Here is a 12,820-nt window from a genome sequence, read left to right as displayed (position 1 = left end):
CTTCTGCCAGCATTGGCACTTCTACCGGGCCAATGTACGTCCTTACGGTAGGGCGTGAATAGAATGACCGTGCCGCAAGGGGCTGCCCTGTCGATCGGAGCCGTCCTCGGCACCGGCGTGATCGCCCTGCCCGCGCTCGCCGCCGAGACCGCCGGACCCGCGTCGCTTCTCGCCTGGCTCGCGCTGATCGCACTGTCGGTGCCGCTGGCCACCACGTTCGCGGCGCTCGGCGCCCGGTACCCGGACTCGGGCGGCGTCTCCACGTACGTGCGGCGGGCGTTCGGCCGGCGCGCCGCGGCGGTCGTTGGTTGGTGCTTCTACTTCGCGATCCCGGCCGGTGCGCCAGCGGCCGCGATGTTCGCCGGCGCCTACGTGTCAGCGGCCGTCGGCGGCGGTACCCGCACCACGCTCATCACCGGGGCGCTGCTGATCGCGTTCGTCACCGCCACCAACGCGGGCGGGTTACGCGTCTCCGGCAGGCTCCAATTTGGACTCGCGGCGCTTCTGGTCGTCCTGCTGCTGACCGCCACGCTCACGGCGCTGCCGCACGCGCGACTGTCCAACCTGGAGCCGTTCGCACCGCACGGCTGGCTCGCGATCGGGCCCGCCGCCGCCCTGCTCGTGTGGGGCTTCGCGGGCTGGGAAGCGGTCACCCACCTGGCCGCCGACTTCCGCCACCCGGCACGCGACCTGCCCCGCGCCACCGTCATCGCCGTGGTGGTGGTCGGCCTGCTGTACTTCGCCATCGCCGCCGCCAGCGTGCTGGTGCTCGGCTCCGCCGCGGGCACGTCCGACGCGCCGCTCGCCGAGTTGCTCGCCATCGGGGTCGGTGGTGAGGTGCGGGTACTGGCAGCCGGGGCGGCACTGTTGCTGACGCTCGGCGCGATGAACGCCTACTTCGCGGGCGCCGCCAAGCTCGGTGCCGCGCTGGGCCGCGACGGCGCCCTACCGGCCTGGTTCGCCCGTGGCAGCGAGGCCGGCACGGTACCCAGGCGCAGTCTCGCCGTCATCGCCGTACTGTCCACTGTGTCGCTCGGAGCGGTCGCGGTCACCGGTGTCGACCCGCGCCCCTCCGTGCTGCTGACGACCGGCTGCTTCGCGACGGTGTACGTGCTCGGCATGGCCGCCGCCCTGCGCCTGCTGCCCCGGGGCACCTGGTCGCACCGTATGGCGACGGTGGCACTGGTCGCGGTCGTGGTGCTCCTGCTCCTGACCGGACGGTACATCGTGTGGGCGCTGGCCATCGCCGCCGCCGCGCTCCTCTACGACGCCCACACCCGCAATCAGGGGAGAGCGGCTGCGGCCTCGGCGTTGTCGAGGCGGAGATAGAGCTCGCGCGCCTCGTCGAAGGCTGCCTTCGCGGCCTCGGGATCCGTCTCCGTGTACGCCTTGCCCAGCTCCGCCAGGGCGCCCGCCAGAAACGACAGCCAGCCGCGGGTGCGCCACAGCGCCACCGACTCTTCCAGGTGCTTGGCCGCCTTGTCGGGCCGGCCGGCGGCCAGCTCGATCTCGCCGAGTACGCCGAGCGAGTCGGCGACGTGGTGGCTCATGGTGTACTCGCGCCCCAACGCCAGCGAGGTCTCCGCCGCCGTCCGTGCTCTCGGGTCGCCCCGGCGCAGGTACAGGCGGGCCAGCTCCAGCATGGTCAGCACCTCGGTGTAGCTGTCGCGGAGGCGCCGGGAGATGGCGAGCGACTCGTCCAGTACCCGCTCCGCCGAGTCCAGGTCGCCGGCCCGCACGTACCCGATCCCCATGAACTGCAGGACGGCCGCCTCGTAGCGCGGGTTGCCCAGCGTGCGTATCCGCTCCAGCGCCTGCGTCAGATGCCCGAACGCGGCCATGAGATCCTGCTGCTCGGCGCGGGCGACCGCGATCGCGACGTGCGCACGAGCCTCGCCTCCGATGTGGCCGGTCTCCTGAGCGAGGCTCAACGCCCGCAGGCCATGCTCCACCGCCTCGGCCGAGGCGCCCTTGGCCGAGGCGGCCCACGCGCAGTTGACCTCAGCGTCGGACATGCCGCGCTGCTCCCCCAACGCCTCGAACATCGCCACGAGCTCGTTCGCCTCGGTATCGAACCGCACCATCGCCTCACCGGTGTGGTCGATGGTGTTCCAGGTGACGACCTCGGTGAGGCCGCGCCGCATGACCGCCTCGCCGCGCAGGTTGCCGTTGGCGCGGCACACCTCGATGACCCGCGTGTTGATGGCCTGCCATTCGGTGTACATGCCGCGGATGTCGAAGTACTTCTCCATGCACCCGGCCAGGTCGAACGCCAGCTCGTCGAGGCCCAGCGCGCACGCCTGGCGGATCGCGGCGATCAGCGCGCTGCGCTCCGCGTCGAACCACGTCAGCGGGTCGCCACCGTCGTCGTCCCAGTCGAGAGCGGGCCGTGGCGCCGAGCCACTGATCGGCGCGAACGGGGGCCCCGGTACTCGATCAGCCAGGCGCTCGGCGACGGCGAGCCATCCCCCGAAACCCCGCGCCAGCGCGGCGGCCCGGTCTTCCTCGCTGTCTTCGCGCTCCGCGCGTTCGCGGGCGTAGAGCCGGACCAGGTCGTGGAAGCGGTAGCGGTTCTGGCCGGCCTCGTCGGTGCCCGTGCCGCCCAGCAGCTGCGCGTCGACCAGCGCCTCCAGGTGGGCGGCGGCGTCGTCGACGGGCCGTTCCAGTACCGCGGCGGCCAGCCACGCGGAGAAGTGCGGCACGTCGAAGAGGCCGAGCAGCCGCAGCAGCCGCCTGGACTCCGGGTCGAGAGCCTGGTAGCTGAGGGCCAGCGAAGCGCGCACCTCAAGATCACCAGTGGCCAGCCGGTCGAGCCGTTGACGCTCGTCACCGAGCATCCGGGCCAGGTGCGCGAGCCGCCAGGTCGGCCGGGCGGTCAGCCGCGCGCCGGCCACGCGTACCGCGAGCGGCAGCCCGCCGCACAGCCGGACGATCTCGGCGGCGTCCGACCGCTGCGCCGCGACCCGGCCGTCGTCGGCCACCACCGCCAGCAGCTCGATGGCCTCGCCGGGGCTGAACACCTCCAGGTCGATCCAGCGGGCCCCCTCGACGCCGGTGAGCCGGGCGCGGCTGGTGATCAGCACGGCGCAGGTGGGCGCGCCCGGCAGCAAGGGGCGGATCTGCTCCTCGGACGCGGCGTTGTCGAGCACGACCAGCACGCGACGGCCGGCTACCCGGCTGCGGTACAGCTCGGTGCGCTCCGCCAGGTCGTGCGGGATGGCCCGGTTGTCGACGCCGAGCGCGCGCAGGAACCTGGCCAGCACGTCACCGGGGTCGAGCGGGCTCGCCTGCGCGCCGCGCAGGTTGACGTAGAGCTGGCCATCCGGGTACCCGGTCGCGGCGAGGTGCGCCGACCGCACCGCAAGCGTGGTCTTGCCGACGCCGCCCATCCCCGCGATGCCGGCGATCGCCAGCGCGGTGGGCTGGCGGGTCTCGGTCAGCAGCCGGTAGACGGCGTCGACCTCGCCGGACCGCCCCGTGAAGTCGGGGATGTCGGGCGGCAACAGGGCCGGCACGGAGGCTTCGGTACGCTGGGGCGCCTCGGGCAGTTCCGCACGCAGGATCAGGCTCTCCAGGTCGGCGATCTCGCGCCCCGGGTCCAGCCCTTCGTGCTCGGCGAGCAGCGTGCGGTACGCGCGGTAGCTCTGCAGCGCCTCGACCTGCCGGCCGCTGCGGTACAGCGCGGTCATCTGCCGGGCCCGCAGCCGCTCCCGCATCGGGTACTCGTCGACGAGCGGCGCGATCTCGGTGACCACCGCCTCGGCGCGGCCAAGCTCCAGTTCGGCGTCGGCCAGGTCCTCGTATGCGGTCAGCCGGCGCTCGACGAGCCGGGCGCGGGCGGCGTCGACGTAGGCCCCGCTCGCGTCGGCGAGCGGGGCGCCCTGCCACAGCGCGAGGCCCTCGCGTAGCAGCGCGGCGGCCTCCTCGCGCGCGCCCCGATCGGCGACCTGCCTCGCCTGGCGGGCCTTCGCCTCGAACGCGGCCGCGTCGACCTGGTCGGGCTCCACCAGCAGCTGGTATCCGGACGGCCCGCCCACGAACACCTCGTCGGCGCCCAGCTCGGCGAGGCGGGCCCGGATCACCGTGATCGCGTTGTGCACCTGAGACTTGGCGGTCGACGGCGCCGCCCCACCCCACAGCGCCTCGATCATCGCCTCACGGGACACCCGCTGTCCGAGGTTGAGCAGCATGTATGCGAGCAACCCGCGGGTCTGCGCGCGCGGAAGCCGGTGCTGGTGCTCCGCGGTGACCACCGTCACCGGTCCGAGCACCGTGTACCGCATCCAACCTCGCAGGTGTGTGGGAGTGTATGAACGTTTGTATCACGGGGTCCGACAGGCTGGATTTCGTCCACGGGGTTCCCGCGTAGTGCCCACCGGCCACACCGTTTGCGATGCGCACGGGGGAGCGTGAGCTTGAGTGTGACCGACGGTCACCACATGGGGGCGTGGGAACCCCGGTTGGACGTTCAGTTGTAGTAGCTGGCGCTCTGCTCCAGGGCGATCAGCTCGTCGCGGATCTCGTTGCCCAGCTGACGAGGCTCGCCCGTCGCCGCGTCGTCAAGCCGGACCACGCACGAGGCGTTGACGGGAATCTCCCGGTCACCGCCACCCGGCCGCACCCGCACCGCGATCGTGAACGACGCCGGCCGGAACTCCTTGACGCTCGCGGTGACCACGACGTCTGTGGGCCGGCCGAGCAGCGCGCCGCCGGGCAGCGCGGCCGTCCGGTGCCGCAGCGCCACGCCGGGCTCCCGGCCGGCGGCGAGCAGGGTGGGACAGCCGTCCAGGTACGCCTCGCGCGCGGCGTCGACCCAGCGCGCAAGGGCGTCGTCACTGACCGTGCCGGCCGCGTCGAGGTCCTTGTCGCTGATCTGGTACTCCTGAAGGACAGCCCACTTCGTCATGATCCCGCTCATCGGGCTCCACGATAGGGCCTGCATGATGAGGTTCGTGACCCTATTTCCGCGCCTCGCTTTGGGTGATCGGCCGGCATTGCGCTTCGGCGACCAGGTGACCACCTACCGGGAGTTGGACCGATGGACCGCCGAGGTGGCCGGCGCGTTCGCGGGGGCACGCCGGGTCGCGGTGTGGGCCAGGCCGCGCGTCGAGACCGTGGTCGCCGTCGTGGCCGGGCTCCGCGCCGGGGTCCCGGTGGTGCCGCTCAACCCCAAGGCCGGCGAGCGCGAGGTCGCGCACATCCTGGGCGACAGCGAGCCTGATCTGGTACTGGACGAGTCGCTGCCGGTCAGCTCCGGTGTCGAACTGGCCCCGGTCTCGCCGGCGGCGCCCGCCCTCATCGTCTACACCTCGGGCACCACCGGCCCGCCCAAGGGCGTGGTGCTCTCCCACGGCGCCATCGCTTCGAATCTCGACGCGCTCGCTGCCGCGTGGCAGTGGACGGCCGACGACACGGTGGCGCACGGGCTACCGCTCTTCCACGTGCACGGCCTCATCCTCGGGATGCTGGGTCCACTCCGGCTCGGCGGCACGGCGTTTCACATCGGGCGGTTCTCCCCGGGCGCGGTCGCGGCGGCACTGCGCTCCTCGGCGACTGTCCTGTTTGGAGTGCCCACGATGTACCACCGGCTCGCCGAGGCGGCCTCGACCGACACGTCGGTGGCGTCGGCGCTGGCCGGGGCCCGGCTGCTGGTCTCCGGCTCGGCGGCACTGCCGGTGGTCGACCACGAACGCATCGCGCGAGCCACGGGGCAGCGCGTGGTCGAGCGGTACGGCATGACCGAGACGTTGATGAACTGCGCGGTACGCGCCGACGGCGACCGCGTCCCCGGCACCGTCGGGCCCCCGCTGCCCGGCGTCGACGTGCGCCTGGTCGACGACGAGGGCAACGACCTGCACGCTGCAGGCGAGGTGGGCGAGATTTTTGTCCGCGGGCCGAACCTCTTCCTGGAGTACCTCAACCGCCCCGACGCGACGGCCGAGGCGATGCGGGACGGCTGGTTCCGCACCGGCGACGTAGCGACCTGGACGGGCGACGGCGCGATCAAGATCGTGGGGCGCCGGGCCACCGACCTGATCAAGAGCGGCGGGTACAAGATCGGGGCCGGCGAAATCGAAAACGTGCTGCTGGACCACCCCGCGGTCGCCGAGGCGGCGGTCACCGGCGCCCCCGACGCGGACCTCGGCGAGCGGGTGGTGGCCTGGATCGTGGCCGCGCCCGGCGCCGTCCCGGACAAGGACGAGCTGGCCGAGTGGGTGGCCACGCAACTGTCACCCCACAAACGCCCGCGCGAGATCCACGTCCTGGATGCCCTCCCCCGCAACGCCATGGGCAAAGTCCTCAAAAACGCCCTCACCTAACAGTGATCAGGGCGTCCCTGAAGTCGTTAGGGCGACTTGAGGGACGCCCTGATCACGGAAAGCCGCGGGTGGGGGTTACGTGGGGACGGCGAGGAGGACGACTCCCGCGGCGACGGCGACGCTCGCGGCGATCCGGACCCGGCCCATCGGCTCGCGGAACACCAGCACGCCCAGCACCGCCGCGACCACGACACTGCTCTCCCGCAGCGCGGCCACGGCGGCGAGCGCGCCACGCGACTGCGCCCACAGCACGAGCCCGTAAGCCGCCGTCGACATCATGCCGGTGAGCGCCGCCATCCCCCACATCGCCGGGCCGGACCACCTCGTCCCCCCGCCGGCCGGCAACTGGTCGCTGGCCTGCGGCTGGGCGCTCGCGGGCGGCTGGGCGCTCGCGGGCGGCTGGGCGCTCGCGGGCGGCTGGGCGCTCGCGGGCGGCTGGGCGCTCGCGGGCGCGGCGAACCGGGTGCGGCGCAGGATGGCGGTCGCGGCGATCGTGCCGAGCGAGTGCAGGCCCATCAGCCAGGCGATGTATCCGATCGGGGTCCCGCTGCGGCGTACCCCCATGCCGTCGAGCAGCGTGTACGTCGCGATCATCACGCCGGTGCCGGTGGCCGCCAGCACCGCGGCCCGGTTGCCGCGGATCCGCCGCCACGGCGTCAGCCCGAGCACGCCGACCGCGACCGCGATCAGCAGCACGCCGAGGGCGGGCACCAGCGGCAGCGGCTCGCCGATCACCGTCACGGCGACCACCGCCACGACCAGCGGACCGATGCCCCGGGCGAGCGGGTAGGTCTGGTTGAAGTCGCCGACGCGGTACGCCGCCATGAGCCCGACGATGTAAGCGACCTGGACGACGACCGAGGCGAGCAGCCAGGGCCAGGACGCGGCGGCTGGCATCGGCAGCCACCACACGACCGCGAACATGACGGTAACGTCGACGACGCTCGCCCGCGCGAACAGGCCGATCCGGTCGTCGACACCTTTCGCGATCGCGTTCCAGCCGGCGTGCAGCACGGCGGCGGCCAGTACAGCGGCCACGACCAGTGGGCCGGACTCCATCAGGCGCGCAGGGCCAGCGTGGCGTACACCTTGGGGATCGCCTTGGCGACCGCGTCGGGCAGCGTCGTGAACGGACTGACGACCGGCTCGTCGCGCCCGCGTTTCCAGGTGCCGACCACGCGGCCGGCGCTGATCACCGTGGGTTGGAAGACGCCGTTGCCGCCCGGCACGACCCGGGTGGCGTATTCGGCGGGCAGTGCCGTGGTGCGATCAAGGTAACCGAGCATGAACTCGTCGAAGCCGGGCAGCAGGAAGACGCCCTTGGCGCGGCGGCGACAGGAGGCGAGCACGTCGGGCGTCTCCGGCGCCATGAGGTGCTCGACGCCGCCCACCTCGATGCTCGCCAGCCGGGGCCGGGCGATCGCGAGGCCGGCGCGCACGTCAGCGGCGGTCAGGTTGGTCCACCGCGTGAAGTCTTTGACGGTGGCCGGGCCGTGACTCCGGAAGTACCGAAAAGCCAGCTCGCCGAGCGCCTCGTCGCGCTCCAGGCGGCGCGGCTCGGTGATCCACTCGTCGACCAGTACGACGAGCTGCTCGCCACCCCGCGTCGGTCCAAAGCAGAGGGTGCCGGTCTCCGCCAGGTAACCCAGCATGTGGTAGCCCCGCTGGCCCGTGGTGCCGATCCCGGCCTCGTCCCAGACGGCCATCAGCTCGGCGCGCGACAGCTTGCCGCCGCCCGAGAGCGCGCCCACCGCGGTCTCCTCGGCGCGCGCGAGGGTCGCGGCGTCGAGACCCAGCTCTGCCCGGCGCTTGGCCGCGGAAGCGATGATCCGCGGTGCGGTGAGCGAGAGGATCCACGGCAGGTCTTCGGCGGCGACGAGGTGCAGGGTGCCGCGCATCGGCCAGCTCTTGACGATCTGACCGGCATCGAAGGCACGCTCGACGCCGGCACGGCTGCCCGACTCGGTGCGCAGCGCGACGGACGCGACGGCGCCATTCGGGTCCTGCGCCTGGAGCGCGGTCAGCCACCGCACCGTTTCGACGGCGCTGGGCAGATGGTGGCCGGCGATGCGCAGCGCCGCGAGCCGGAGCAGCGGGATGTCCATGCCGCCCACCGTAAGCCAACCCACCGACACCGCCGGCCGCGCGAGTTCCTACGGCTGGGAGAGGATGGCGCCCACCGCTGAGGCGCGGTCTCCGAGTACCACGCGTAGCCGCGCCGCCACGACCTCGGGCGAGCCACCGTTTCCGATCGCCTCCACGACCGCCTCGTCGACCTGGTCGATGGAGGTCATCAGCTCGTCGTGCGCGGCGTCGATCTGCTCGAACTCGACGCGCAGCTTCGCCGCCACCTCCTCGTCGATCGCGGCGACGGCGGTGGTCAGGGCGTTCACCTTCTGCTCGATGGCGACGATCCGCTGGTTGATCACGACGGGTTCGCCCCGGGTCGGGCCGCCAGCGACGGCGAGCCGCCCCGCGGTGATCCCCTCGACGCGCCAGATCAGCGCCCGCTGATCGGCGTCGGATATCGCTGCCATGAACTCCTCCTCCAGTAAGCCCCACGTGCGCCGGTCCTGCTCCGCCGCCGCTGACTGGCGGATGCTGAAGTGGACGTGCTGGGTGTGCGGGTTGACACCGCTGTAGGCGCGGCGGCGCCAGCCGTCGTCCTTGTCAGCGATCTGCCGGTTATAGATCCAGTAGTGCGACGAGGGGTGGCGCTGGAACGCACCGATCACCGCCCACACGTCCACGCCGTCCTTGTCCATGTCCCATGCGTCGACCGACTCGCGCGCGTTCGGGTTGTGATCGGATCGGGTCGCCTGATGCGCCGCGTCACCGATCGTGCCGTCGGAGGCCTTGTCCCGCGTGGGCCACCGGCGGTTGACCTCCGAGCGGCCGACGGCGAGCGCCGGCGCCAGGTACCAGGCCATATGCCTATCTCCAGTCGGGTCGGGGGGATCACCGTAGCGATCGTGAACACGGTCAAACCCGCCTTCGGAGTTCATGTTGCCCCGAAATTCGGTCAGGTATGCGACAAGGCGTCCCACTTCATCCTGATCACAGAGAGGTGGCACGATGTTTTCGTAATTAATGACTACCGGAGGCACCGTGAGACGACTCGCGCCGCGCGGGATACACGGTCAGACCGTCGAGGCGCTCGGCGGGCGGATCGTGGCCGGCGAGATACCCGAGGGCGCAACACTCGACATCACCGCACTCCGGGCCGAGCTCGACGTCAGCCTCACCGCGCTGCGTGAAGCGCTCAAGGTGCTCTCCGCCAAGGGCATCGTCGACGCGCGTCAGAAGCGGGGCACGTTCGTCCTGCCGCGCGCCGAGTGGCACCTGCTCGACCGCGACGTCATCCGTTGGCAGGTCGCCGGAGGGGCGGGCGGCTCGCTCCTCGAGAGCCTCCAGGAGATACGCGAAATCGTGGAACCGGCCGCGGCTCGGCTGGCCGCGACGCGCGCCTCCGCCGGCGATCTGGTCGCGCTCGACCGCGCGATCGACCAGATGGCCGCCGCGAACGGCGACCTGGCGGCAGCCGTGGACGCCGACCTAGAGTTTCATCGCACGCTGCTCGCCACGGCGCACAACGAACTCTTGCAGCGCATGGAGGTCGTTCTGGACACCGGCCTCGCCGAGCGTGACCGCACCGTCCACGGTGGACCACACGACGATCCGGTGCCGAATCACCGCGCGGTCGTCGACGCGATCCGAGTGGGCGACGCGGCGGGAGCCGAGGATGCCATGCGACGCCTGCTCGCCGTGATAGGTGGTACCCGATGAATCTGTTGGACGCGCTGCGCGAGCACCGGCTGTTGGCCATCGTGCGCGGGCCCGATCCGGCGGCGGCGCTCGCCGCTGTGCTGACACTGGCAGAGAGCGGCGTCGCGCTGATCGAGGTGTCGCTCACCAGCGCCGAGGCTTTGGAGACTGTACGCCGTGCGCGCGCCACGCTCGGCGACGGTTTCGCCCTCGGTGTCGGCACCGTTCTGAGCGTGGTCGACGCGCAGCAGGCGACCGACGCGGGTGCGAGCTTCCTTGTCACGCCGGCGATCGCGCCCAGCGTCGACGAGTCGTCGCTGCTCGGGATGCCGGTGCTCGCCGGTGCGCTGACACCGAGCGAGGTCGTGCAGGCGGTGTCCGCTGGTGCGGCCGCGGTGAAGCTGTTTCCCGCGTCCCTGGGCGGCCCGGCCTACCTGAGCGCACTGCGCGACCCGTTCCCCTCAACGGCTTTCGTACCGGTCGGTGGCGTCGACGCGGCCAGCGCACGCTCCTATTTGGACCGTGGCGCGGCGGCGGTGGGTGTGGGTTCGCCGCTGCTCGGTGACGCCGCGCGCGGCGGCGACCTGTCGGCACTCCGCGACCGCGTGGCCGAATTCCGCGCGGCGGTAGCGAAATAAAGAGATTTTGGGCTACCGCGATGCCCGTCGCGCTCCATGCCCGTTGCTCCCGCGGCCTCACCCTCCGCTGCTACACAACCCGTGCGGCGCGTAGCAGCGTGACTGGACGCGGACGGCGAGGCCGCGGGAGCAACGGTCTGAGCCACGACGGGCATCGCGGTAGCTCACCTTGAAATAGGTTGTCTAGGGCGCGAGCAGTGAGAAGACGGTGTCGTTGGTGCCCACCGCGGACGGTCCTGACAGGGCCGACCACGCGGAGCCGTTCCACCGGGCGACGTGGTTGACGGTCACGCCGCCCGCCTCGTCGAAGAACCCGCCCGCCACGAGGTCACTGCCGTAGACGCCCAGCGAGTACACGAAGTCGTCCGTGCCGCTGCCCAGCGCCGACCACGCCGTGCCGTTCCAGCGCGCGATGTGGTTGGCCGCGACGCCACCCGCCTGCGTGAACCAGCCTGCCACGACAACGCCCCCATTGTGGACGGTGATGGCGCGAGCGTGCTCGTTGAGCCCAGCGCCCGACGGGCCGGGCAACGCTGACCAGGTGCTACCGTTCCAGCGGGCGATGTTGCCGACCGGCACGCCGCCCGCCTCGGCGAAGCTACCCGCCACAATCAGCTCTCCATTGTAGACGGTGATGGCCAGGATGTCACCGGTGGTGCCGCTGCCGAGCGCGGACCACGTGCTGCCGTTCCACCGAGCGACGCGGCTGGCGGATACACCACCAGCGGCCGTGAAGCCACCCGCCGCGATGAGCGCGCCGTTGTAGACCGTCAGATCCCACACCGACGCCATGTCCATGCCGGTGCCCGAGGGTCCGGTGAGCGGCGACCACGTGCTGCCGTTCCAGCGCGCGATATGATTGACGAACTGCCCGCCGGCCCGCAAGAACTGGCCGCCCGCAATAAGCTCGCCATTGTAGACGGTCAGCGCGTCGACGAAGTCGAGCCCCATCGTCATCAGCCCGTTGCCGAGCGGCTGCCAGGACGTGCCGTCCCACCGAGCGATGCCGTTGACACGCACCCCGTCGGCGTTGAGGAAGTTGCCGCCGATCACGAGCTGCCCATTGTAGACAGTCTGAGCATGCACCGAACCGTCCAACCCGGTGCCGCCGGGCCCGGTCAGCGCGGACCAGGCCGCACCGTTCCAGGTGGCGATGCGGTTGGCGGTGACGCCGCCGGCCTGCGTGAACGTGCCCCCCGCGACGAGCGTGCCGAAGACCGACGACTCTGCCCGCGCTGGCGTGCCTGGCAGCAGCACGCACATGACGGCGATCGCCAGCATCAGGACTCTTGCCCGCATGTTCATGACCCTCCAACCGATAGTCCTCAGTGGACGCGGTGTGGCGAGGGCGCGCCGGCGGGCCGGTGTCCGCAACCGAACCAACCATTGGCTCGGATCGCCCCCGCGTGTGGACACCGCTACAGGCATTGAGTCTTTGCAATGTGTCTTCGGATGTCAACGCCCGCCCGCGACTGTGACGGCCGCCATAGAAGCGGGGGGCGGATGGGGTGGAGTCGATCATACGTTCGAGGGTTGGATAGACCTTGGCGGTGCTACGGGGGTGCCGCCAGACACCGTGGAGGCCGTCATGCCCCATCGTTCAGCCGTGTTCGCGTTCACCGTCCTGGTCGGGGCGGGCGCCGCGCCCGGCGTACGGCAGTCGCGCCAGCAGCATCACGGTCTCTTGACGGCGCACCGGCGCGGCTAGCTCCGGGCGCAGCTAGCGCCACTTGGCTAGCACTCAGCGCGGCTGTAGCGGTCCGCGCGGCTAGCACTCAGCGCGGCTGTAGCGGTCCGCGGCTTAGCGGTCCGCGCGGCTTAGCGCTCCCGCCGATCAAGGGCAAACGCACGTGGTTCTCTTTCCGCGTGCGTTTGCCCTTGATGGGCGGCCCCAGAGGGTCCGGCGCCGCACAACGGGGGGCGGCGCCGGCCCTTCGCCGCGGCGGCGGCGACCTTGCTGTGCGACCAGAGGTCGCCGCAGATCTTGGCGCTCGACCGTCGCTATGGCGGTTTCAAGATCTGGCTGCAACACCCACGTTTCTGCAGGTAGGAGTGGGTTGTGGCAGAGAGATTGTCCGCGTTGGAGCGGGAACGGAT

At 71.6% G+C, this 12,820-nt stretch carries 10 protein-coding genes; 4 read left to right on the top strand and 6 right to left on the bottom strand.

Annotation, left to right across the window (positions count from 1 at the left end; all coding sequences use genetic code 11):
- Positions 1 to 63 precede the first annotated feature (63 nt).
- Positions 64 to 1,329, top strand: coding sequence for an APC family permease (locus tag QMG73_RS13865; RefSeq protein WP_281895764.1), 1,266 nt, complete (start codon positions 64 to 66; stop codon positions 1,327 to 1,329).
- Here the strand turns inward: QMG73_RS13865 and QMG73_RS13860 are convergent.
- Together QMG73_RS13860 and QMG73_RS13855 are read right to left on the bottom strand one after the other, a co-directional pair.
- On the bottom strand, positions 1,284 to 4,283 hold the full coding sequence (locus tag QMG73_RS13860) for an AfsR/SARP family transcriptional regulator (protein WP_281895405.1): 3,000 nt from the start codon (positions 4,281 to 4,283) through the stop codon (positions 1,284 to 1,286). The genes QMG73_RS13865 and QMG73_RS13860 overlap by 46 nt on opposite strands.
- Positions 4,284 to 4,468: 185 nt before the next feature.
- The gene (locus tag QMG73_RS13855; RefSeq protein WP_281895402.1) at positions 4,469 to 4,906 is read right to left on the bottom strand and encodes an acyl-CoA thioesterase; all 438 of its coding nucleotides are present in this window, start codon (positions 4,904 to 4,906) and stop codon (positions 4,469 to 4,471) included.
- Between the two features lie 37 nt (positions 4,907 to 4,943).
- Here QMG73_RS13855 and QMG73_RS13850 point away from each other — a divergent pair, with 37 nt between their 5' ends.
- Positions 4,944 to 6,320 carry an acyl-CoA synthetase gene (locus QMG73_RS13850; RefSeq protein WP_281895761.1) on the top strand — a complete coding sequence of 459 codons (1,377 nt, stop codon included), beginning with the start codon at positions 4,944 to 4,946 and terminating at the stop codon, positions 6,318 to 6,320.
- 75 nt (positions 6,321 to 6,395) lie between these two features.
- Here the strand turns inward: QMG73_RS13850 and QMG73_RS13845 are convergent, their stop codons facing one another.
- From QMG73_RS13845 to QMG73_RS13835, 3 genes are read right to left on the bottom strand one after another with little or no spacing between them, the layout of a single operon-like run.
- Positions 6,396 to 7,379 carry an EamA family transporter gene (locus QMG73_RS13845; protein WP_281895399.1) on the bottom strand — a complete coding sequence of 328 codons (984 nt, stop codon included), beginning with the start codon at positions 7,377 to 7,379 and terminating at the stop codon, positions 6,396 to 6,398.
- Positions 7,379 to 8,425, bottom strand: a complete 1,047-nt coding sequence (locus QMG73_RS13840) for a winged helix DNA-binding domain-containing protein (RefSeq protein ID WP_281895397.1) — start codon at positions 8,423 to 8,425, stop codon at positions 7,379 to 7,381. Before QMG73_RS13840 ends, QMG73_RS13845 begins: the two co-directional genes overlap by 1 nt.
- Positions 8,426 to 8,473: 48 nt before the next feature.
- On the bottom strand, positions 8,474 to 9,250 hold the full coding sequence (locus tag QMG73_RS13835) for a hypothetical protein (protein ID WP_281895395.1): 777 nt from the start codon (positions 9,248 to 9,250) through the stop codon (positions 8,474 to 8,476).
- Positions 9,251 to 9,428: 178 nt separating this feature from the next.
- Here QMG73_RS13835 and QMG73_RS13830 point away from each other — a divergent pair, with 178 nt between their 5' ends.
- Both QMG73_RS13830 and QMG73_RS13825 read left to right on the top strand, forming a co-directional pair.
- Complete coding sequence (locus QMG73_RS13830; protein WP_281895394.1) at positions 9,429 to 10,106, top strand: FadR/GntR family transcriptional regulator; 678 nt, start codon at positions 9,429 to 9,431, stop codon at positions 10,104 to 10,106.
- Positions 10,103 to 10,723, top strand: a complete 621-nt coding sequence (locus tag QMG73_RS13825; protein ID WP_281895391.1) for a bifunctional 4-hydroxy-2-oxoglutarate aldolase/2-dehydro-3-deoxy-phosphogluconate aldolase — start codon at positions 10,103 to 10,105, stop codon at positions 10,721 to 10,723. Before QMG73_RS13830 ends, QMG73_RS13825 begins: the two co-directional genes overlap by 4 nt.
- Before the next feature lie 183 nt (positions 10,724 to 10,906).
- Here the strand turns inward: QMG73_RS13825 and QMG73_RS13820 are convergent, their stop codons facing one another.
- Positions 10,907 to 12,022 (bottom strand): hypothetical protein, encoded by a 1,116-nt coding sequence (locus QMG73_RS13820; RefSeq protein WP_281895390.1) that lies wholly within the window; start codon positions 12,020 to 12,022, stop codon positions 10,907 to 10,909.
- Positions 12,023 to 12,820: the final 798 nt, after the last annotated feature.

Source organism: Phytohabitans aurantiacus (assembly GCF_027923225.1).
In the GTDB taxonomy this organism is placed as follows: Bacteria; Actinomycetota; Actinomycetes; order Mycobacteriales; family Micromonosporaceae; genus Phytohabitans; species Phytohabitans aurantiacus.
This window is presented reverse-complemented; position numbering and strand designations above follow the sequence as displayed.

Bases quoted from the DNA above. Each gene is read 5' to 3' on its own strand.
- QMG73_RS13865 (WP_281895764.1), top strand. From the start codon at position 64: ATGACCGTGCCGCAAGGGGCTGCCCTGTCGATCGGAGCCGTCCTCGGC.
- QMG73_RS13860 (WP_281895405.1), bottom strand. From the start codon at position 4,283: ATGCGGTACACGGTGCTCGGACCGGTGACGGTGGTCACCGCGGAGCAC.
- QMG73_RS13855 (WP_281895402.1), bottom strand. From the start codon at position 4,906: ATGACGAAGTGGGCTGTCCTTCAGGAGTACCAGATCAGCGACAAGGAC.
- QMG73_RS13850 (WP_281895761.1), top strand. From the start codon at position 4,944: ATGAGGTTCGTGACCCTATTTCCGCGCCTCGCTTTGGGTGATCGGCCG.
- QMG73_RS13845 (WP_281895399.1), bottom strand. From the start codon at position 7,379: ATGGAGTCCGGCCCACTGGTCGTGGCCGCTGTACTGGCCGCCGCCGTG.
- QMG73_RS13840 (WP_281895397.1), bottom strand. From the start codon at position 8,425: ATGGACATCCCGCTGCTCCGGCTCGCGGCGCTGCGCATCGCCGGCCAC.
- QMG73_RS13835 (WP_281895395.1), bottom strand. From the start codon at position 9,250: ATGGCCTGGTACCTGGCGCCGGCGCTCGCCGTCGGCCGCTCGGAGGTC.
- QMG73_RS13825 (WP_281895391.1), top strand. From the start codon at position 10,103: ATGAATCTGTTGGACGCGCTGCGCGAGCACCGGCTGTTGGCCATCGTG.
- QMG73_RS13820 (WP_281895390.1), bottom strand. From the start codon at position 12,022: ATGCGGGCAAGAGTCCTGATGCTGGCGATCGCCGTCATGTGCGTGCTG.